Origin of the sequence: Streptomyces sp. XY431 (assembly GCF_001279805.1) — a bacterium.
GTDB lineage: Bacteria > Actinomycetota > Actinomycetes > Streptomycetales > Streptomycetaceae > Kitasatospora > Kitasatospora purpeofusca.
In genome coordinates, this window is record NZ_LGDO01000001.1 from 97263 (window position 1) to 117751 (window position 20489).

The following is a 20489-nucleotide window of genomic DNA, read 5'->3' on the forward strand; positions in this document are numbered from 1 at the left end:
GTTGTCCGTCATGAGTGATCAACCACGGCTCCCCTTCGGCGCCTTCGAGTTCCATGCCACCGCGCTGGAGGTGGCCGACCGGCTGGCGGCCCCGGTGGCCGAGGCGCTGGCGGCCTGGCCGGACCAGGAGGCCGCCGGCTCGGTGCTCTACGTCGAGACCGACCCGGAGAAGGCCGACACCGCCGTCTTCTGCGAGACCTACGACGTGCCGCTGGAGGCCTCGGCGAACTGCGTGGTGGTCGCCGCCCGGCGCGGCGGGGAGACCACCATGGCCGCCTGCCTGGCGCTGGCGACCACCCGGGTCGACGTCAACCGGGCCGTCCGCAAGCAGCTGGACGCCCGCAAGGCCTCGTTCGCCCCGATGGACGCCGCGGTCGGGGCGACCGGCATGGAGTACGGCGGGATCACCCCGGTCGGGCTGCCGGCGGGCTGGCCGCTGCTGGTCGACGCGGCGGTCGCGGCGGCCCCGTTCGTCCTGGTGGGCAGCGGGCGGCGGCGGGGCAAGCTGATCCTGCCGGGCCGGGCGGCGGCCGCGCTGCCCGGAGCGGTGGTGCTCCCGGACCTGGCCGGCTGACAGGCGGGTTGGACGGCCCCCGGCCGCCGGGTCGCAGTAGCGTCGGGCCCATGCATGCGATGACGATTCCTGAACCCGGCGGGCCCGAGGCGCTGCGCTGGGCGGAGGTGCCGGACCCGGTGCCCGGGGAGGGCGAGGTCCTGGTCGAGGTGGCGGCCACCGCCGTCAACCGCGCCGACCTGCTCCAGCGGCAGGGCTTCTACGACCCGCCGCCGGGCAGTTCGCGCTATCCGGGCCTGGAGTGCGCGGGCCGGATCGCCGCGCTGGGGCCCGGGGTGGCCGGTTGGGCGGTCGGCGACGAGGTGTGCGCGCTGCTGGTCGGCGGCGGCTACGCGGAGCGGGTCGCGGTTCCGGTCGGCCAACTGCTGCCCGTGCCCAAGGGGCTGACCCCGGAGCAGGCCGCCGCGCTGCCGGAGGTCGTCTGCACGGTGTGGTCCAACGTCTTCCTCACCGCGCGGCTGCGGCCCGGCGAGACGGTGCTGGTGCACGGCGGTGCGAGCGGCATCGGGACGATGGCGATCCAGCTGGCCAAGGCCGTCGGAGCCCGGGTCGCCGTGACGGCGGGCGGCCCCGAGAAGCTGGCCCGCTGCGCCGAACTGGGCGCCGATGTGCTGATCGACTACCGCGAGCAGGACTTCGTCGAGGTGCTCGGGGAGGCCACCGGCGGCGCCGGGGCGGACGTGATCCTGGACATCATGGGCGCCAAGTACCTCTCGCGGAACGTGGACGCGCTGGCGGTCAACGGGCGGCTGGTGATCATCGGGCTGCAGGGCGGGGTGAAGGGCGAGCTGAACCTCAACACCCTGCTGCGCAAGCGCGCCGCGGTGATCGCGACCAATCTGCGCGGACGGCCGCTGGCCGAGAAGGCGGCGATCGTGGCGGCGGTGCGCGAGCACGTCTGGCCGCTGGTCGAGTCGGGCGTGGTGCGGCCGGTGGTCGACCGGGTGCTGCCGCTGGCGGAGGCGGCCGAGGCGCACCGGGTGCTGGAGGCCGGGACGCAGGTCGGCAAGGTGGTGCTGCGGGCCTGAGCCCGCGGGGCCGGCGGGCCCGGTGTCCCGGTGGCCGCAGGCGCGCCGGCAGCCGGGCCCGCCGTACGACATGCCCGGAATGTCGGACTGTGTGAGTCTGGACGGGAGCTGTCCCGCCGCCGACCCCGCCCCGCGCGGTCGGCCGTCGCGGAAGGAACTCGACCGTGCCCGCACCTTCGTCCGCGTTCCTCGGGCCGCTGCCCGCGGCACTGCCGCCGCACCCTTCCCACCCTTCCCACCCTTCCCGCCGCCGCACCGGTCGGCGGCTGCTGGCGGTGGCGGTGCTCGGGCTCGCCGTGCCGCTGGTGCTCGGGCCGGCCGCGATCGCTCTGCCGAGCGCGCCGGCCGGTGCCGTCGGTGCCGTCCCCGTGCCGATTGCCGCCCCCGAACCGTCCGAGCGGCCCGAGGCCCCGGCTGCGTCCGGGTCGGCGGCGCCTTCGGACGGGCTCTCCCCGGTCGCATCTCCGGAACCGGAGCAGGAGCAGGAACCGGAGCAGGAGCAGCCGGCGGCGGTCGCGGAGACCCCCGCCGGGCCGACCGCGTCCGAGCCGTCCCTCGCCGAGCCGTCCCCCGCCGAGCAGTCCTCCCCCACGCCGTCCGCTCCGGTGTCGCCGTCCTCGGCCGCCACGGCGGTGGCGTGGCAGGCGGTCGGCCGGGTCCGCCCCGGCCCCTCCTGGGCCGACCGGGACCAGCGCCACAGCCGCCACCGCCCCGCCTCGGCGCCCGAGCGCACCGGGTCGGCCCCCGAGGGGGCGCCGGACCTGGGCCGGGCGCAGGCGGCCGAGCAGGCGCCGGAGCAGCCGGGCGCCGCCGGGGCGGACGCCGCCCCGGGCCCGGCGGCCGGGGGTGCCGACGGTGCGGTGGAGCCGGCCGTGCCGGACGGCGGCCCCGGCGGCGAGACCCTGGCCCTCGGCCGGCCCGGGCCGCAGGCGGTGCTGGTCGGCCCGGCCCTGCTGCCCACCCGCTGGGACGACGCGGCCACCCGCCAGCTGCCGCTGGGCGCCGGTCTGGGCCTGATCGGCTGCGGTCTGGGCCTGATCGGGCTGCGGCTGCGCCGGCACTGACCGCGTCCACGCACTGACCGCGTCCACGCATTGACCGCGTCCCGCCACTGACCGCGTCCCGGCGGTCGACCGCGGGCCGCCCCGGTGCTCCGGATCCGGGGGCGGACTGAGTATCCGTACGGATACCGCTGCCCCGCCCCCGGGCGTAGCGTCGTCCCCGGGTGCAGGCGCGCGGCCGGTCGCGGCACCGGCAGCGGGCGGGGCTGGGCGGGTCGGTCGGGGGCCTCCTCCCCGGCAACCCCAGTGAGGGAGAATGTGGTTCATGACGAATCCGATGAACGAGTACTCGTCGCAGGAGTTCCACCAGGCCATGGGCGGGCAGCCGCAGGACGGCCAGAAGGTGCTGATCGTCGGACCGGACGGGCTGCCGGTGGGTTCGGCGGCGGCCGGCCCGATGGGGGACGACGGCGACGGTCCGCGTGAACTGCCGGTGACCGAGATGGTCGAACAACCCGCCAAGGTCATGCGGATCGGCAGCATGATCAAGCAGTTGCTGGAGGAGGTCCGGGCGGCTCCCCTCGACGAGGCCAGCCGGGCGCGGCTGAAGGACATCCACGCCAGCTCGATCAAGGAGCTGGAGCTGGGCCTGGCCCCCGAGCTGGTGGCCGAGCTGGAGCGGCTGTCGCTCCCGTTCACCGAGGACTCGATCCCGACCGAGGCCGAGCTGCGGATCGCCCAGGCGCAGCTGGTGGGCTGGCTGGAGGGCCTGTTCCACGGCATCCAGACCGCGCTGTTCGCGCAGCAGATGGCGGCCCGGGCGCAGCTGGAGCAGATGCGGCGGGCACTGCCGCCCGGTCTGCACGGCGGGGAGCCGGAGGGGGACGAGCCGGGCGAGGGCCGCGGCATCCGCTCCGGTCCCTACCTGTAGCCGTCCCCCACATGTGGGCGTCCGCCCACCTGTGGACGTCGGCCGTACCCGTACCGCCACGGCCCCGCCGGGGCGGCACGGCACGGGGCGCGGCCGGTCGCCCCGGCGGCGCGAGCACTACCGACCGGTACCGGGTCGCGACCTGGACACAGTGTCGGCCCTGGGCCGGTCGGTGTCCTCGCGAGCCGATACCCTGACCCCCTGTCGCAGTCCGGGCGAGCGTCGCGACAGGGGTCGGGCAGGCCAGCGGGCCGGGCCCGGAAACACGCACGGACGAGACCGAATGTCACGGTCGCGGCGGTACGGCCGCGCCGAGGGGGAGCAGAGGACCATGAGCGAGCACGGCAACGCGGCGGCCGAGGGCTACTCCCTGGGCAACGGGCGGTACGTGCTGCAGCGGGTGCTGGGCGAGGGCGGTATGGCCTCGGTCCACCTCGCGTACGACAGCGTGCTGGACCGACAGGTCGCGCTGAAGAGCATGCACGCCGAGCTGGGGCGGGACGACTCGTTCAAGGAGCGGTTCCGCCGCGAGGCCCAGGCGGTGGCCCGGCTGGAGCACCCGAACATCGTCACCGTCTACGACAGCGGCGAGGACATCGCCCAGGACGGCTCCAGCACGCCGTACATCGTGATGCAGCTGATCGACGGCAAGGGCCTGCGGGACGCCATCAACGAGGCGGTCGGCCAGCACGGCGCGATGCCGGTCGAGGAGGCGCTGCGGGTCACCATCGGTGTGCTGAACGCGCTGGAGGCCTCGCACGACATGGGTTTGGTGCACCGTGACATCAAGCCCGGCAACGTCATGTTCGACCGCAAGGGCAACGTCAAGGTCATGGACTTCGGCATCGCCCGCGCGCTGGAGAGCGGGGTCACCTCGATGACCCAGACCGGCATGGTGGTCGGCACGCCGCAGTACCTCTCGCCCGAGCAGGCGCTGGGCAAGCCGGTGGACGCCCGCTCCGACCTCTACTCGGTCGGCGTGATGCTCTTCGAGATGATCACCGGTCAGCTGGTCTTCGACGGCGACTCGGCCTTCTCGATCGCGTACAAGCACGTCCAGGAGGAGCCGCCGGCGCCGTCCACGCTCAACCCGCGGCTCGCCCCGGCGGTCGACGGGTTCGTCGCGACGGCGCTGCGCAAGGACCCGGCGCACCGCTTCCCGAGCGCGGCGGCGATGCGGGACGAGGCCGAGCGGCTGATCGCGGCCGGCAAGGGCGGCGGCAGCCCGCTGGCGGCCAGCAACCCGCTGGTGATCACCGACGGTCCGCGGTCGGTGCACGCCGCGCCGCAGGCGCAGCACACCCCGCAGCCGCAGCCGTTCCCCCAGCCGCAGCCGTTCCAGCCGCACGCGCAGCCGCAGCCGTTCCAGACGCCGCCGCCGGCGTTCCAGGCGCCGCACACGCCGCAGCCCTTCCCGCAGCCGCAGCCGTTCCAGACGCCGCCGGTCTTCCAGGCGCCGCACACGCCGCAGCCCTTCCCGCAGCAGGCGCACACCCCGCCGCCGCACCCGATGCCGGCGCCGCCGTTCCAGCCGCAGCCGGTGCCCGCGTCGAACAGCGGTGGCTGCTCGACCGCCCTGGTGATCATCGGCATCATCGTCGGTGTGATCGTGCTGGCGGTCATCATCATCGCGATCGTGGTCAACCGGGCCGAGGACCAGTCGAAGAGCGGGTCGACCAGGGGCGTCTCGGGTGCGGCGGCCACGGTGCTGCGCCTGGACGGCCAGGCCGACCGGAATGGCCTGCTCTGACAGGTTCCGCCCGGATCACGCGTGCTCCGGGGGTCGGCCGGAGGCGGTAGCGTTCGGGGACACGAGCGACAGGGCACCGCGATCCGAGCGAAGGCCCGGGGCGAGGAGCGATGGCACAGACGCAGCATCCGGACGACGACGGGGCCTGGGCGACCGGTCCGGGCGGCGGGGCCCCCAGGATGCCCGAGCCCGGTGGCGACGCCGCCACGACCGCGCTCCCGCCGTACGGCGCCCCGCAGACACCCGGCCGGGGCACCGCCGCCCCGCTGGGCACGGTCGGTGACGGCCGCTACCGGCTGACCCACCGGCTCGGCCGGGGCGGCATGGCCGAGGTGCTCGCCGCCCAGGACGTCCGGCTCGGACGGACCGTCGCGGTGAAGCTGCTCCGCGGTGAACTGGCCCAGGACGAGATCGCCCGGCTCCGCTTCACCAGGGAGGCGCACGCCGTCGCGGCGCTCAACCACCACGCGATCGTCGCGGTCTACGACACCGGCGAGGAGTACGTCGGCGAGGAGTCGACGCCGTACATCGTGATGGAGCTGGTCGAGGGCCGGACCGTCCGCGAGCTGCTGGTCGACGAGGAGGAGCCGCCGGTCGACCAGGCGCTGATCATCATCGCCGGGGTGCTGGAGGCGCTCGCCTACAGCCACCGGCACGGCATCGTGCACCGTGACATCAAGCCGGCCAACGTGATCATCACGACCACCGGCGCGGTCAAGGTGATGGACTTCGGCATCGCCCGGGCGCTCACCGGCACGGCCTCGACCATGACCCAGACCGGCATGGTCATGGGCACCCCGCAGTACCTCTCGCCGGAGCAGGCGCTGGGCAAGCCGGTCGACCACCGCTCCGACCTGTACGCGGCCGGCTGCATGCTCTACGAACTGCTGGCGCTGCGGCCGCCGTTCACCGGTGACACCCCGCTGTCGGTGGTCTACCAGCACGTGCAGGACATGCCGGTGCCGCCCTCGCAGGCCAATCCGCGGGTCCCGGCCGGCCTGGACCACCTGGTGCTGCGCTCGCTCGCGAAGAACCCGGACGACCGCTTCCAGGACGCGGACGAGTTCCGCGCGCACATCGAGCACGCGCTGCGCGAGCTCACCGGCGGCACCGGCGGCTGGCCGCTCGGCGCGACGGCCGGGCTGGCCGCGGCCGGCCAGGGCCACGGCGGGATGCCCCCGCGGGGAGCGGACGAGACGGCGGTGCTGGGGGCGGGTGTCCCGGGCGACCCGACGGCGATGCTGCCGTACCAGGTGCCGGGCGGCCCGCACACGCCGTCCTCCGCCTACCCGCCCTACGGCGGCGGCGACGGTTCGGACGACGGGCACGGCGGCGGACACGGGCGCGGTGGCGGCGGCCGGCGCGGTCCGTGGCGCTGGGTGGCCGGCATCGTGGCGGTGGCCGTCGCGGCCAGCGTGGGCATCGCCATGGCGCTGAGCGGCAACGGCAACGGCGGTGGCGGCGGCGTGAAGCCGAGCGACCTCGGCCCGAGCACCGGGGTGGTGTCGACGGCGCCGGAGGCGACCACGCCCAGCTCCGGTTCGACCACGACCACGCCCCCGACCGGGCAGACCTCGCGTCGTCCGCAGCAGCAGCCGACCGACACCACCAACAACGGCGGCAACCAGACCCAGCCGCCGAGCCAGCCGACCGGCAAGCACACGACCAGCCCGGCGGCGACGCCGAGCACGACCGGCAGCAAGGCACCGACCCCGAGCACGTCGCCGACCGGGTCGGCCACCGTCCCGCCGACCAACACCCCGACCACGGGCACGGGCGGCGGCGCGACGACTCCCCCGGCCACGGCCCCGCCGGCGACCAACCCGCCGCCGACCGGCGGTGGCGGCAGCCAGACTCCGCCGGCCGGGGGCGGTGCCGGCGGCACCACTCCGAAGCCGACCGGCGGGGCGGCCACCCCGGCCGTTCCCTGACAGGTCCGGCCCGCCCCGGGCCGTAGTCGGCCGACGGGGTCCGGCCGGCCGTTCCCTTGCGGGTCCGGCCGGCCGCCCGGGTCAGTTGGCGAAGGCGTCCAGGACCTGCTCGTACTCCTGGCACCACCACGCCAGCTGGCCCGCCGAGGCGGGGTAGAGCGGGTCGGCCCGGTGGTCGCCCCGCTGGTAGCGCCACTGGAGCATCCAGAAGTCGTTCAGCCGCTCCCACCAGACCCGGTGGGCCGCGGCGGCCAGGTGCTCCGCGGTGGCGGCCCCGGTGGCCCGGTAGGCCTGGGACCAGTGCCGGACCCGGACGAGGTCCAGCACCCCGGTGACGCGGTCGTTGAGGACCAGGGTGGCCGCGCGGACGGCCTCCTCGGCACGCGGCTGCCGTCCCAGCTTGTCCCAGTCCAGGACGGCCGCGATCCGTCCGTCCCGGTGCAGCAGGTTGAGCCCGTGGAAGTCGCCGTGGGTCCAGCCGGTGGGCGGGGCGGCCCCCGGGGCGGGACGCCGGTGGGCGTGCTCGGCGAGCAGCTCCAGCCGTTCGCCCAGCCGGCGCTCGACCAGCGCGTCCAGTTCGTCGTTGGGGTGGTGCTCGCGGGCCCGTGCGCGCAGGTCGTGGGCGAGCGCGGAGCTGTCGAGCGGATCGGCGCTGCGGTAGCCGGAGGGTTGTGCGACGGGCGCGCAGACCTCGTCGAGGGCGCCGTGCAGCCGGCCGAGCAGCGCGCCCAGTTCGGCGCACTGCGGCAGGGACAGCTCGGTTCCGTGGCGGTGCCCGCCCTCGACCCAGGGGAAGAGGGCGAACAGCCGGCCGCCGAACGGGGCGATGGTGCCGGTCCGTTCGGCGAGGGCGAGCGGGGGCTCGACGGGCAGGCCCAGGGCGGCGAGGGCGGCCATCGCCCGGTGGTGGCCGGCGACCGCCTCGCGGCCGGCGGTCGCGGCGTCGACGTAGCACTTCAGGAAGTAGCCGCCCGCCTCGGTGGTGACCCGGTAGCCGCGGTTCAGCAGGCCTTCGGCGACGGGTTCGGCGGTGAGCAGGCGTCCCACCCGGTACCGGCGCAGGACCTCGGCGAGCGCCGCGTGGGGGACGGGAGGGCTGAGCGTTCCTATCGGGGGAGCGGTGAGGTCGGGACGGGCTGGTGCACAGGCAAGGGTCTGGCTGAAAGTCACAGCCAGAGGTTAGGACCTCTCGGCGGGGGTCCTTGACAGGTCGTCAGTTGTGTGCTTCGGCCGTATCAGTGCTGCTGGTCCGCCTGGTGCCGGGCCACGAACGCCGCCGCCTGGGTCCGTCGCTCCATCCCCATCTTGGCGAGCAGACTGGAGACGTAGTTCTTCACCGTCTTTTCGGCGAGGTGCAGTTCATTGCCGATCTGACGGTTGGTCATCCCTTCGCCGATCAGGTCCAGAATGCGGCGCTCCTGCTTGGTGAGCTGGGCGAGTCGTTCGTCCTCCTTCTCACCGCCGTCCCGCAGCCGGGCCAGCACCCGGCTGGTGGCGACCGGGTCGAGCAGCGACTTGCCGGCCGCGACGTCCCGGACCGCGGTGATCAGGTCGGTGCCGCGGATCGCCTTCAGCACATAGCCGGAGGCGCCCGCCATGATCGAGTCGAACAGGGCCTCGTCGTCCGAGAACGAGGTCAGCATCAGGCACTTGATCTCCGGCATCCGGGAACGGATCTCCCGGCAGACCTCGACGCCGTTGCCGTCCGGCAGCCGGACGTCGAGCACCGCGACATCGGGGTGGACGGCCGGGATCCTGGTCAGCGCCTCGGCCGCGGTGCCGGCCTCGCCGACCACCTCGATGTCCTCCTCGACGGAGAGGAGTTCATGGACACCCCGGCGGACCACCTCGTGGTCGTCGAGGAGGAATACCGTGATTTGTCCGTTATCAGTCACGCGCAAAGCCTCCCATATCACCCTACGAAAGACCTCTCGCCCCTACCGCGCCGGGGTCACGATCCGGCCAGAGCGGTCGAAACCGATGCCGGTAACCCCCTTACGCCGGAGCCTCCGCCCGGATAACGTGCGCTGGTGTCCTGAACGCGACCGAATTGAGAGCTGCGCCACACGCGCGGTTTGTAGACCCCGAACAAGTAGGACGTCCTAGCGCAGACGCGTCGAGGACGGACGCTGGGTAACGTTCTCGTGAGGGACGCCGTCGGAAAAGGATCACCACCTGCCCCGCTGCGGGTGCGCACACCCACGCGCGCCCCGCGAGGCGGTGACCGGACCGGTCACCGGCGACCCCGGGCGGCCGGACAGACCGAGGAGTGAACGTGACCGTCAAAAGCACGGCGAGGGCCCGCAAGAAGGCTGCCCCCGGCGTCCGCGCCACGGCCAAGGACGCCCAGCCGGAGCTCGTACAGCTGCTCACCCCGGAAGGCGAGCGGGTCGAGCACCCGGACTTCCCGCTCACCGTGGAGGCGGACGAGCTCCGTGCCCTCTACCGTGACCTGGTGCTGGTGCGTCGCTTCGACGCCGAGGCGACCTCGCTGCAGCGCCAGGGCGAGCTGGGCCTCTGGGCCTCGCTGCTGGGCCAGGAAGCGGCCCAGGTCGGTTCCGGCCGCGCGATGCGACCGGGCGACTACGCCTTCCCCACCTACCGCGAGCACGGCGTGGCCTGGTGCCGCGACGTCGACCCGCTGAACCTGCTCGGCATGTTCCGCGGTGTGAACCACGGCGGCTGGGACCCGAACGAGAAGAACTTCCACCTGTACACCATCGTGATCGGCGCGCAGACCCTGCACGCCACCGGATACGCGATGGGCATCACCAAGGACGGCGCCGACGACGCGGTGATCGCGTACTTCGGCGACGGTGCCTCGAGCCAGGGCGACGTCAACGAGGCCTTCACCTTCGCCTCGGTCTACAACTCGCCGGTGGTCTTCTTCTGCCAGAACAACCAGTGGGCGATCTCCGAGCCCACCACCACCCAGACCAAGATCCCGCTGTACCGCCGGGCCTCCGGCTTCGGCTTCCCGGGCATCCGGGTCGACGGCAACGACGTGCTGGCCTGCCTCGCGGTGACCCGCTGGGCCCTGGAGCACGCCCGCACCGGCAACGGTCCGGTGCTGATCGAGGCCTTCACCTACCGGATGGGCGCGCACACCACCTCCGACGACCCGACCCGCTACCGGGCGGCCGACGAGACCGAGGCCTGGAAGGCCAAGGACCCGATCACCCGGCTCCGCACCCTCCTGGAGAAGGAGGGCCTGGCCGACGAGGAGTTCTTCGCCTCGATCGAGGCCGAGAGCGAGCAGCTCGGGCTGCGGGTGCGCGAGGGCGTGCGCAGCATGCCGGACCCCGACCCCACCCTGATCTTCGACCACGTCTACGCGGAGCCGCACGCGCTGGTCGATGAGGAACGGGCCGAGTACATCGAGTACGCGGCCTCCTTCGAGGCGGGGGAGAACCACTGATGGCCGGCCAGCTCAGTATCGCCAAGGCGCTCAACGGGGCGCTGCGCAAGTCGCTGGAGAGCGACCCGAAGACCGTCCTGATGGGCGAGGACATCGGCAAGCTCGGCGGCGTCTTCCGGATCACCGACGGCCTGCAGAAGGACTTCGGCGAGGACCGGGTGATCGACACCCCGCTCGCCGAGTCCGGCATCGTCGGCACCGCGATCGGCCTCGCGCTGCGCGGCTACCGCCCGGTCGTGGAGATCCAGTTCGACGGCTTCGTCTACCCGGCCTTCGACCAGATCGTCTCCCAGCTGGCCAAGATGCACGCCCGCGCGCTCGGGCACGTCAAGATGCCGGTCACCATCCGTATCCCCTACGCGGGTGGTATCGGCGCGGTCGAGCACCACAGCGAGTCGCACGAGGCGTACTTCGCCCACACCGCCGGTCTGCGGGTGGTCACCCCGTCCAACGCGCACGACGCGCACTGGATGCTGCGCCAGGCCATCGAGTCGGACGACCCGGTGATCTTCCTGGAGCCCAAGCGCCGCTACTGGGACAAGGGCGAGGTCGGCGACTCCGCCGACCTGGGCCTGCACGACGCGCGGATCGTCCGCCCCGGTGCCGACGCCACGCTGATCGCCTACGGGCCGATGGTCAAGGTCTGCCTGGAGGCCGCCGCGGCCGCCGAGGAGGACGGCCGCCGACTGGAGGTCGTCGACCTCCGCTCGCTCACCCCGGTCGACTTCGCCGCCCTGGAGGAGTCCGTCAAGCGGACCGGACGCGGCATCGTGGTGCACGAGGCCCCGGTGTTCCTGGGCATGGGCGCCGAACTGGCCGCCCGGCTCACCGAGCGCTGCTTCTACCACCTGGAGGCGCCGATCCTGCGGGTCGGCGGCTACTACGCGCCGTACCCGCCGTCCCGGGTCGAGGAGTCCTTCCTCCCCGACCTGGACCGCGTGCTCGACGCCGTCGACCGCGCGTTCGCGTACTGATACCGGGGAGCGCTGATGACCACCGAAGTTCGCTCGCTCCGCGAGTTCAAGATGCCCGATGTGGGCGAGGGCCTGACCGAGGCCGAGATCCTCAGCTGGTACGTCAAGCCCGGTGACACCGTCACCGACGGGCAGGTCGTCTGCGAGGTGGAGACCGCCAAGGCCGCCGTGGAGCTGCCGATCCCGTTCACCGGGGTCGTCGAGCAGCTGTTCTTCCCGGAGGGCGCGACGGTCGACGTCGGCACCGCGATCATCTCGGTCGCGGTGGCGGGAGCCGCAGGAGCTGCGGGGGCGCCCGTCGCCGCCGCCGCCGCCGTCGCCCCGTCCCCGGCCCCCGTCGCCGAGGCCCCCGAGGCCGCCGAGGAGCCCGAGCCCGAGCGGCGCGAGGTGCTGGTCGGCTACGGTCCGCGGACCGGCGGCAGCCAGCGCCGGGCGCGGCGCACCACGGTCACGGCCACCGCCACGGCCGCCGTGCCGGCTCCCGCGCCCGCTCCGGCGCCCGTGGTCGCTCCGGCCCCGGTGCCGGTGGCGGCCGTCGAGGTGTCCGGTGACCGGCCGCTGGCCAAGCCGCCGGTGCGCAAGCTCGCCAAGGACCTCGGGATCGACCTCCGGGTCGTCACCCCGACCGGTCCGGACGGCGTGATCACCCGTGAGGACCTGCACGCCCACGCGGCGGCCGCCGCCGCCCCGGCGCCGGCCCCCGTCGAGGCCCCGGCCGCCGAGCCGGCCGTCGCCGCCCCGGTGTCCACCGCCGTGGTCCTGCCCGGCGCGGGCGACGTCCGGGTGCCGATCAAGGGCGTCCGCAAGGCGACCGCGCAGGCGATGGTGGCCTCGGCCTTCACCGCCCCGCACGTCACCGAGTTCGTCCAGGTCGACGTGACCCGGACGATGAAGTTCGTCCGCCGGCTCAAGGAGAGCGGCGAGCTGGGCCGGGACGTCCGGGTCAGCCCGCTGCTGCTGGTCGCCAGGGCGCTGCTCACCGCGGTCAAGCGCCACCCCGGGATCAACGCCCAGTGGGACGAGGCCGCCCAGGAGATCGTCATCAAGGGCCAGGTGAACCTCGGCATCGCCGCGGCCACCCCGCGCGGCCTGATCGTCCCCAACATCAAGGACGCCGGCGCCCGGACCCTGTCCGGCCTGGCGGTCTCGCTCGGCGAGCTGATCGAGACGGCCCGCCAGGGGAAGACGGCGCCCGGCGACATGCAGGGCGGCACGATCACGATCACCAATGTCGGCGTCTTCGGCGTCGACAGCGGCACCCCGATCCTCAACCCCGGTGAGGCGGCCATCCTCGCCTTCGGGGCGGTCCGGGAACTGCCGTGGGTGCACAAGGGCAAGGTCGTCCCGCGTCAGGTCACCACGCTGGCCCTCTCCTTCGACCACCGGCTGGTGGACGGCGAGCTGGGCTCCAAGGTGCTGGCCGACATCGCGGGCATCCTGGAGCACCCGAAGCGCCTGATCACCTGGGGCTGACCCGCCCGGGAGACATGAAGGGGCCCGACTCCGCACCGCCGTGCGGAGTCGGGCCCCTTCGTCCTGCGGTCCCGGTGGTGCTCAGGACCAAGCGGTGTCGTCGGTGCGGGCGACGGTCTGCTCTTGGGTCTGCTCGTGCATGGCGCGGCTCCAGGTTTCGTCCTCCGATGAGTGGGACGTCCGACTCCGGTCGGGGTTGTCGCGATTCGGCCGGAGCTTCCGCACCTCCCACGGCGGGGGCCCTCCCCCGGCGCCGGTGCGGCGCGGGGGAGGGCCCCGGAGTGGTCCGTCGTTCGGGGACGGCGGCGACGGTGTCGTGGGCGCCGGCGTCCGCGTCCGGGTCAGCGCTGGGCGCGCAGTCGGCGGACGGTGAGCACCATGCCCGCGCCGAGCGCGGCGATGCCTGCGGCGATGCCCGCGAGCAGGCCGTTCGGGGTGTCGGCGCCGGTCTGGGCGAGCTCCGGGGTGCCGGCCGGCGCGGTGGTGGCCGGGGCGGCGGAGGGGGTGCTCTTCGGCGCGGCGGGCGCGGCGGCGGGCGCGGTCGGCTTCGCGGTGGCGGCGGGGGTGTCGTCGGAGACCGGCGCGGGCTTGGCGGCCGGCTTCGCGGGCGTGGTCGGCTTGGCGGCGGGCTTCGCGGGCGTGGTCGGCTTCGCGGTCTCGGCGGGCTTGGCCGGGGCGGGCTTCGCGGGGGTGGTGGTCGGAGCGGGCTTGGTGGCCTTGGGGACCTTGACCGTCATCCCCTTCTGCGCCCACTCGCTGCGCGACCCGTCCTCGGCGGTGGCGCCGAGGCCGACGTAGATGAGGTCCAGGCCGTCCGGGGCACCCGCGGCGAGGCTCACACGGAACGTGACGTGGTTGGCGCGGCCGTCCGCGACCGGAACCCCCTTGGCCGGGGTCGCGAACAGCGTCGGGTCGCAGCCGCGCCGCAGCGAGAGCTTCTGCCAGGTGCCGTTGGCGTTGTACTCGACGGCCAGGTACTTGGAGTCCAGGTAGGAGACCCCGCCCTCGCCGTTGCCCGTCATGTGCGCGGCGAGCGAGAGCGTGGGCACGACGTTGCGGTAGGGGGCCCCGGTGAAGTTGGCGATCCCGACCCCGATGTCGACCTTCGGCCCGCCCGCGGTGACGGCCAGCGAGGGGGTCATGTGGAAGCCGATCTCGGGGGCTCCGTTGTGGGCGGCGGCCTCGGTCTTCGGGGCGTCGGCCTTCGCGGTGTCGGTCTTCGGCGCGGCCGCCTTCGCTGCCGCCTTCGGCGCGGCCGCGACCGCCCCGTCCGACGAGCCGCAGGCCCAGGAGGACTCGGCGGTCAGCAGCTGGACGGAGCCGGCGAGCAGGACGGTGGCGGCGACGGCCGCGACGCGGCGGCGGACGACGGTGTTCTTCGCGGAAGCGGGCATGACGGACGTGCGCATGACAGGACCCCCCAAGGTCTGGTGTCGCGGTGGTGGTGTGTGGTGTCGAAGGTGGCCGGATCGCTCCATCGCGTCGGAAGCGCCCCCCGGCCTGGCCGGTCATGCTCTCTCCCGCGTCCTTCGCTGGTACAGACAGCGATCCCGGGGCGGCAGTTGCAGGACGAACCAAAGATTTTCCTGACTATTTTCGGTGCATCCAAGGTCACGGTCGGTGATCGACAATCGCCTGGTTGGACTCATAGGTATGACTGGTCAGATCCTTGTGGTTCGTCCAGTTCGGTGACTTTTTCGCCGTTCCGTGAGGACGACACGCCGGGGCGGGTACGTCTTCGCGTCCACCACCCGGGCCACGCGGGTGACCGGAACGTCGAGGACGCACCCGTATGCCGCCTGGCAACCCTGGCCGGATCGTCCGGAGTCTGGCCGCGCTCGTGCTGGTGTCCACCGCCGTACTCCCGGCCGCGCTCGAACTGGCCGGGCCCTCACCGTTCGGGGTGATCGGGGCCGGCGCCCCGGCCGACCGCGCGGTCCCGCCGCACACCGCGGTGCAGCACGCCGATCTGCGCACCGCCGGGGACGCGCCGACCGTCGACATACGGCGGACCGGCGACCCGGCCAACCGGATCACCCTCGTCCTGCTCGGCGACGGCTACACCGCCGAGGAGCAGGACGTGTTCCGCGAACAGGCCGACCGGGCCTGGCGCGCGCTGATGGAGATCGAGCCGTTCCGCAGCTACCAGGGGTTCTTCAACATAAGGCGGGTCGAGGTGGTCTCCCCGGTCTCCGGCATCGCCGAGACCGAGAGCCGCGGCCGCAGCCCCGCCACCCCGCTCGGCATGCACTTCTGGTGCGAGGGCACCGCCCGGCTGCTCTGCGCCGACGAGGAGGCGACGGCCCGGTACGCCGGCCGCGGCGAGGGCCCGCAGTACCTGATCGCGCTGGCCAACTCCACCGAGTACGGCGGCGCCGGCGGCACCGGGGTGACCACCCTGGCCGGCGGCAGCCCCGACGCCGGCCGGATCATCCAGCACGAGATCGGGCACACCGTCGGCGACCTCGGCGACGAGTACGACAGCGCGCCCGACGACGCCGACTACCCCAACCTCTCCACCGAGAACGCCGACGACATGCGCCGCAAGCAGTCCAAGTGGTGGCGCTGGCTCGGCGCGGAGTCCCCGGACGGCGCCGGGACCATCGGCGCCTACCGCAGCGCCAACGGCATCTACCGGCCCACCCCGGACTCGGTGATGCGCACCCTCGGCGGGGCCTACAACCTGCCCTCGCGGGAGGCGATCATCGAGGAGATCTACCGCCGGATCCGGCCCACCGACGCCGCCCTGCCGGCTCCCGGCGACGTCACCGGCCGGCCCCGGCTGGAGGTCCGGCCGGTCCCGCTGACCGGCGCCCGGCAGCTGCGGGTGGACTGGACGCTGGACGGCACCCCGGTCGAGCCGCAGGCGGCGGACCGCAGCTGGCTGGACACCGCCGCGCTGCCGCTGGAGCCCGGGCACGCCGCGACCGTCACGGCGACCGTCCGGGACACCACGGACTGGGTGCGCGACGAGGCCTTCCGGGAGCGCTACATGACGCGCTCGGTCTCCTGGACGGTGGCCGGCTGAGCCGGGGCGGGCGGGGGATCGGGGTGGCCCCCACCCCTGGGCATCCAATGATGGGATGACTAACCTGGGGCCACTATGACCGTGGAGCCAGCCCGTTCAGCCCGCCCCCTGTCCGCCTCCGCTCCTCGCGCCACAGCCGACCGCACCGGCGGGACCGGCGGCGGCCCCGCCACCGGCCCCCGACAGCCGCCCGGGGGCCGGGCCGCCTGGATCGCCTGGTCCATCGGGGCCAGCGTCTACGTCCTGGCCGTCATCCACCGCACCAGCCTCGGCGTCGCCGGTCTGGACGCCGCCGACCGCTTCGGGATCGGCGCCTCGGCGCTCTCCACCTTCTCGATCCTCCAGGTCCTCGTCTACGCGGCCATGCAGATACCCGTCGGCGTGCTGGTCGACCGGTTCGGCCCGCGCAAGGTCCTGCTGCTCGGCGTCCTGCTGCTCAGCACCGGCCAGCTCGCCTTCGCCTTCTCCGACGCCTTCGGCCCCGCACTCGCCTCCCGGGCCGTGCTCGGCTGCGGCGACGCCATGACGTTCATCAGCGTGCTGCGGATCGCCGCCCGCTGGTTCCCCGCCGCGAAGAACCCGCTCGTCGCCCAGCTGACCGGCCTCGCCGGGATGAGCGGCAACCTGGTGACCACCGTCGTCCTCGCCCAGGCCCTGCACAGCGAGGGCTGGACGCCCACCTTCACCGCCATCGCCCTGCTCGGCATCGCCGTCTTCGCGCTCGTCGCGCTCTTCCTCCGCGAGTCGCCGGAGGGCGCCGCACCGGCCACCGCACCGGCCGGACGGCCCCGCCCCGCTGTCCGCCGACAGATCCGGGACGCCTGGCAGGAGCCGGGCACCCGGCTCGGGCTCTGGATCCACTTCACCACGCAGTTCCCCGGCAACGCCTTCGGCCTGCTGTGGGGCCTGCCCTACCTGGTCCAGGCCCAGGGCATGACCCGCACCGAGGCCGGGGGGCTGCTCACCCTGCTGGTGCTCGCCAACATGAGCTTCGGCTTCCTCTTCGGCCGACTGCTCTCCCGGACCTCCCGGGCCCGGATGCCGATCGTGCTCACCACCATCGGTGTCACCTCGCTGCTGTGGGCGGTGACCCTCGCCTGGCCCGAGGGTCACCCGCCGCTCTGGCTGCTGGTCTCGATCATCCTGGTGATGGGCAGCAACGGCCCCGCCTCACTGGTCGGCCTCGACTACGCCCGCGCCCGCAACCCCGTCGAACGCCTCGGCACCGCCTCCGGCATCGTCAACATGGGCGGCTTCATCGGCACGATGATCACCCTGTTCGGCATCGGCGTCCTGCTCGACGCCCTCACCCCGGCCGGGGCGGGCGGGTACTCGGCGAGCGCCTTCCGCTGGGCCTTCTGCTGGCAGTACGTGCCGATGGCGGTGGGCACCGTGATGATCCTGCGGCTGCGGCGGAGGCTCGCGGCGGCGGCGGTCCAGGGTTTTTGACCTGACGGAAATGGGGGCAACCCTTGGTCCTACCAAGGGTTGCCCCCATTTCCGTCAGCCTCGGTACTCGCGCATGAACTCGGCGATCTGCGGCGGTGTGCCGAAGATCCGTGCACCGTGCATCTCCACCAGTACGTTCTCGTGGCCGCCGGCGGGTGTGGTTCCGGGTTCCGGCCCGGACCGGGCCTCGTCCCGCATCCGGACCAGGTCGACGATCCGCAACTTCGGACAACCTGGGACGACCCGGCTGCCCCGGATCCCGACGTGCTCCCCGCCCGGGCACTCGAAGTACGGGCCGAACGGCGGCCCGCTGTCGTCCGGGCCGGGCAGCCGGAGGGCCATCGCCCCGTGGCGGCAGTGGACCGTGCCGTCGGAGTGGACGGTCAGGCCCGGCCAGTCCTCGTGTTCGATCCGTGCGACGACGTACACCTGCTGCCCGATCGCCTCGCTGAGTGTCTCCGCCATCCGCCGCTGCTGGGTGGGGATGTCGGTGTCCCCCCGACGGATGGAGGGGAGAAGCTCCCGGGTGACCCACTCCTGGAACGACTGGCCGGCTGCCCTGTTCGACCGCATGATCAGCATGTAGAGGCCGGCCTCGCTGATCACGTTCAAGCGTGGATTTCCGCGACTGTGCAGTTTCTGACCTGCGGAAACGTCGTATGCCTGACTCTTAGTCAGGCATACGAGCCGCATGTCCACAGTCCGTGTCTCTTTGCCGTCCAGGGTCTTGCTCGCACGGCTCGCGCTGCCACGGCCCAGCACCGTGCACACGTCCGCCGTGACGAACCACGGCTCGCCGTCGATCATCACGACCCTGATCGGCTGACCCGTGACCGGGAAGCTCGACCGGACCAGCTCCATCCGCCCCTGCACCGTCTGTTCGTCGTCCATCTGGACGCCCCTCCTTCTTCCGGGTGACGCTGCCCGGAACAACGACGGCGAACAGGGGGGGGGTACTGGTTCCAATGTGCCGTACGGGAGCACGAGGCGCACTCGCCCGGCGTGCACGATGCGTGTACGCCGGGCGAGTGAACGGAGGGGCTACGGGGTGACGGAGAAGTTGGCCAGGACCCGGTCGGCGAGCTCCCGGTCGCCCTCGACGATCACCGAGCCGGGGCGGCCGCGGCCGCAGGCGAGGCGGACGTAGGTCTCCCAGTCGAGGGTGAGCTGGACGTCGGGGGCCAGGCTGATGGACTCGTCCACGCTGCCGCGGCCGGAGGAGTCGACCCGGACGGTGCGCAGGAACTCGACCGGGCCGGTGACGTCGACGACCACGGTGCTGCCGGCCGGGGCGCCGGCCCGGTTGGCGACGGCCTTCGGCAGGCCCTGGAGCAGGACGTCACGGGCGACCAGCGCGGCCGGGGAGTCGAGGTTGCCCGGCGTGCCGAGGGCGCGGCGGAGGTCCTGCTCGTGCACCCAGACGTCGAAGGCGCGCAGCCGGAGCAGCTCGTGGTACGGGATGTCGCGGCTCTGCGGGCCGGCCGGCCAGCGGACCGGCTCGTTCGGGAGCTGCTTGGCGTTCCGCAGTGCCCGGGAGCGGCGGATGATCGTGTAGTCCAGCTCGCCGGTCATCTCCAGCGCGGTGTGGCAGCGGCGCTTGTCGACGGGCAGTTCGAGGTAGCGGGCGGCGTCGGTGGTGACGTGCAGCAGGTCGCGGGGCAGTGAGTGGATCGGGCGCGGGTCGCCGAGGAGTTCGGACTCGACGGCGATCACGTGCGAGACGATGTCCCGGACCGACCAGCCGGGGCACTCGGTGGCCCGGTTCCAGGAGCCCTCCGGCAGGGGTGCCACCAGTTCGGATATCGCCTCGATGGACTGCGTCCACGCGTCGGTGTACGCCTGCACGGTCTGGTTGTCCGTCACGGGAATCTCCGGCCCTCCGTCAGCTGCCTTGCCACGCGTGTCCGCGCGCTCCGGGACCGGTCGGGAAGGTCCGGGTCCCGGGCGCACACGCTAACCGCACGTTACGCTGCCGGGTGAGAGCAGGGCAGCGCTTTCGGGTGACGATCGTAGGACTCTTGCCGTGGACGGTGGTACTGTGCGCGCTTCATTGATCCAACTCGCGGTCTCCGACACGGAGCCCCCGGCCGAACGGCGGGCCCGTGCGGCCGCCCTGGTACGGGCCCAGCGGGGATCCGACCTGGTGGTCCTGCCCGAGCTGTGGGCGCTCGGCGGCTTCGCCTACGACCTCTGGTCGGACGGCGCCGAGGCGCTGGACGGGCCGACCTCGGACGCGATGGCGGCGGCGGCGAAGGCGGCGGGCGTCTGGCTGCACGCCGGTTCGATCGTCGAGCGCGATCCGGACGGGCCGATCTACAACACCTCACTGCTGTTCGCCCCGGACGGCGAGCTGGTGCACACCTACCGCAAGATCCACCGCTTCGGCTTCGACAGCGGTGAGGCGGTGGTGATGGGCGCCGGTCAGGAGATCGTCACCGCGGCCACCGACGTCGGCACGCTGGGCCTGGCGACCTGTTACGACCTGCGCTTCCCGGAGCTGTTCCGGGCGCTGCTGGACGCCGGTGCGCAGGTGCTGGTGGTCCCGGCGGCCTGGCCGGCGCGGCGGCGGGAGCACTGGACGCTGCTGAACCGGGCGCGCGCGGTGGAGGAGCAGGCGTACGTCCTGGCCTGCAACACGGCGGGCACGCACGGCGGGGTCGAGCAGGCCGGCCACAGCATCGCGGTGGACCCGTGGGGCCGGGTGCTGGCCGAGGCGGGGCCCGGGGAGGAGGTGCTGACCGTGGAGTTCGACCCGGCCGAGGTGGCCAAGGCGCGGGCGGAGTTCCCGGTGCACCGGGACCGGCTGCTCGGCATCCCGGCACCGGTCCAGCGCTGACGACACCCCCCCCGGGAGGAGTCGGAGCAGGTCAGGAGCGAGGACAGGACTTCAGGAGGCAGGGGCGCGGACGGGCGCATGTGGGGGGCTTGTACA

At 73.5% G+C, this 20489-nt stretch carries 17 protein-coding genes; 12 read left to right on the top strand and 5 right to left on the bottom strand.

Annotated features, from left to right (window positions below; genetic code table 11):
- Window positions 1-10: 10 nt before the first annotated feature.
- From ADK60_RS00415 to ADK60_RS00440, 6 genes are all read left to right on the top strand, one after another.
- Window positions 11-574, top strand: a complete 564-nt coding sequence (locus ADK60_RS00415) for a YbaK/EbsC family protein (RefSeq protein WP_053642248.1) — start codon at window positions 11-13, stop codon at window positions 572-574.
- A gap of 50 nt (window positions 575-624) precedes the next feature.
- Complete coding sequence (locus tag ADK60_RS00420; protein ID WP_045938878.1) at window positions 625-1602, top strand: NAD(P)H-quinone oxidoreductase; 978 nt, start codon at window positions 625-627, stop codon at window positions 1600-1602.
- Between the two features lie 164 nt (window positions 1603-1766).
- The gene (locus ADK60_RS00425; RefSeq protein ID WP_053642250.1) at window positions 1767-2666 is read left to right on the top strand and encodes a hypothetical protein; all 900 of its coding nucleotides are present in this window, start codon (window positions 1767-1769) and stop codon (window positions 2664-2666) included.
- A 310-nt stretch (window positions 2667-2976) separates the two neighbouring features.
- Window positions 2977-3534: a bacterial proteasome activator family protein gene (locus tag ADK60_RS00430; RefSeq protein WP_045938875.1), complete on the top strand. Its 558-nt coding sequence runs from the start codon at window positions 2977-2979 to the stop codon at window positions 3532-3534.
- A 331-nt stretch (window positions 3535-3865) separates the two neighbouring features.
- On the top strand, window positions 3866-5284 hold the full coding sequence (locus tag ADK60_RS00435) for a protein kinase domain-containing protein (RefSeq protein WP_063782991.1): 1419 nt from the start codon (window positions 3866-3868) through the stop codon (window positions 5282-5284).
- 110 nt (window positions 5285-5394) lie between these two features.
- Window positions 5395-7215: a protein kinase domain-containing protein gene (locus tag ADK60_RS00440; protein WP_079007930.1), complete on the top strand. Its 1821-nt coding sequence runs from the start codon at window positions 5395-5397 to the stop codon at window positions 7213-7215.
- An 81-nt stretch (window positions 7216-7296) separates the two neighbouring features.
- Here the strand turns inward: ADK60_RS00440 and ADK60_RS00445 are convergent, their stop codons facing one another.
- Window positions 7297-8385 (bottom strand): phosphotransferase enzyme family protein, encoded by a 1089-nt coding sequence (locus ADK60_RS00445; protein ID WP_079007931.1) that lies wholly within the window; start codon window positions 8383-8385, stop codon window positions 7297-7299.
- A 65-nt stretch (window positions 8386-8450) separates the two neighbouring features.
- Entirely contained in the window at window positions 8451-9110 is a 660-nt protein-coding gene (locus ADK60_RS00450) for a response regulator (protein ID WP_045938868.1), read from the bottom strand.
- 380 nt (window positions 9111-9490) lie between these two features.
- Between ADK60_RS00450 and pdhA the strand changes: the two genes are divergently transcribed.
- From pdhA to ADK60_RS00465, 3 genes are read left to right on the top strand one after another with little or no spacing between them, the layout of a single operon-like run.
- Complete coding sequence (gene pdhA, locus ADK60_RS00455; RefSeq protein WP_030392469.1) at window positions 9491-10633, top strand: pyruvate dehydrogenase (acetyl-transferring) E1 component subunit alpha; 1143 nt, start codon at window positions 9491-9493, stop codon at window positions 10631-10633.
- Window positions 10633-11607: an alpha-ketoacid dehydrogenase subunit beta gene (locus ADK60_RS00460; RefSeq protein WP_053642252.1), complete on the top strand. Its 975-nt coding sequence runs from the start codon at window positions 10633-10635 to the stop codon at window positions 11605-11607. The genes pdhA and ADK60_RS00460 overlap by 1 nt, the downstream gene beginning before the upstream one ends.
- Window positions 11608-11622: 15 nt before the next feature.
- Window positions 11623-13080 (top strand): dihydrolipoamide acetyltransferase family protein, encoded by a 1458-nt coding sequence (locus ADK60_RS00465; RefSeq protein WP_053642254.1) that lies wholly within the window; start codon window positions 11623-11625, stop codon window positions 13078-13080.
- A gap of 341 nt (window positions 13081-13421) precedes the next feature.
- Here the strand turns inward: ADK60_RS00465 and ADK60_RS00470 are convergent, their stop codons facing one another.
- A complete protein-coding gene (locus ADK60_RS00470; protein WP_053642256.1) occupies window positions 13422-14489 on the bottom strand; it encodes a hypothetical protein in 1068 nt (355 codons plus the stop codon).
- A 383-nt stretch (window positions 14490-14872) separates the two neighbouring features.
- On the opposite strand from ADK60_RS00470, the gene ADK60_RS00475 reads away from it, so the two are divergent.
- Both ADK60_RS00475 and ADK60_RS00480 read left to right on the top strand, forming a co-directional pair.
- Complete coding sequence (locus ADK60_RS00475; RefSeq protein WP_053642258.1) at window positions 14873-16108, top strand: M64 family metallopeptidase; 1236 nt, start codon at window positions 14873-14875, stop codon at window positions 16106-16108.
- Window positions 16109-16183: 75 nt separating this feature from the next.
- Window positions 16184-17557: an MFS transporter gene (locus ADK60_RS00480; RefSeq protein WP_053642260.1), complete on the top strand. Its 1374-nt coding sequence runs from the start codon at window positions 16184-16186 to the stop codon at window positions 17555-17557.
- 54 nt (window positions 17558-17611) lie between these two features.
- Here the strand turns inward: ADK60_RS00480 and ADK60_RS00485 are convergent, their stop codons facing one another.
- Together ADK60_RS00485 and ADK60_RS00490 are read right to left on the bottom strand one after the other, a co-directional pair.
- On the bottom strand, window positions 17612-18448 hold the full coding sequence (locus ADK60_RS00485; protein WP_053642262.1) for a BRO-N domain-containing protein: 837 nt from the start codon (window positions 18446-18448) through the stop codon (window positions 17612-17614).
- Window positions 18449-18598: 150 nt separating this feature from the next.
- Entirely contained in the window at window positions 18599-19420 is an 822-nt protein-coding gene (locus tag ADK60_RS00490) for a maleylpyruvate isomerase family mycothiol-dependent enzyme (RefSeq protein ID WP_045938861.1), read from the bottom strand.
- 175 nt (window positions 19421-19595) lie between these two features.
- On the opposite strand from ADK60_RS00490, the gene ADK60_RS00495 reads away from it, so the two are divergent.
- A complete protein-coding gene (locus ADK60_RS00495) occupies window positions 19596-20393 on the top strand; it encodes a carbon-nitrogen family hydrolase (protein ID WP_030392477.1) in 798 nt (265 codons plus the stop codon).
- Window positions 20394-20489: the final 96 nt, after the last annotated feature.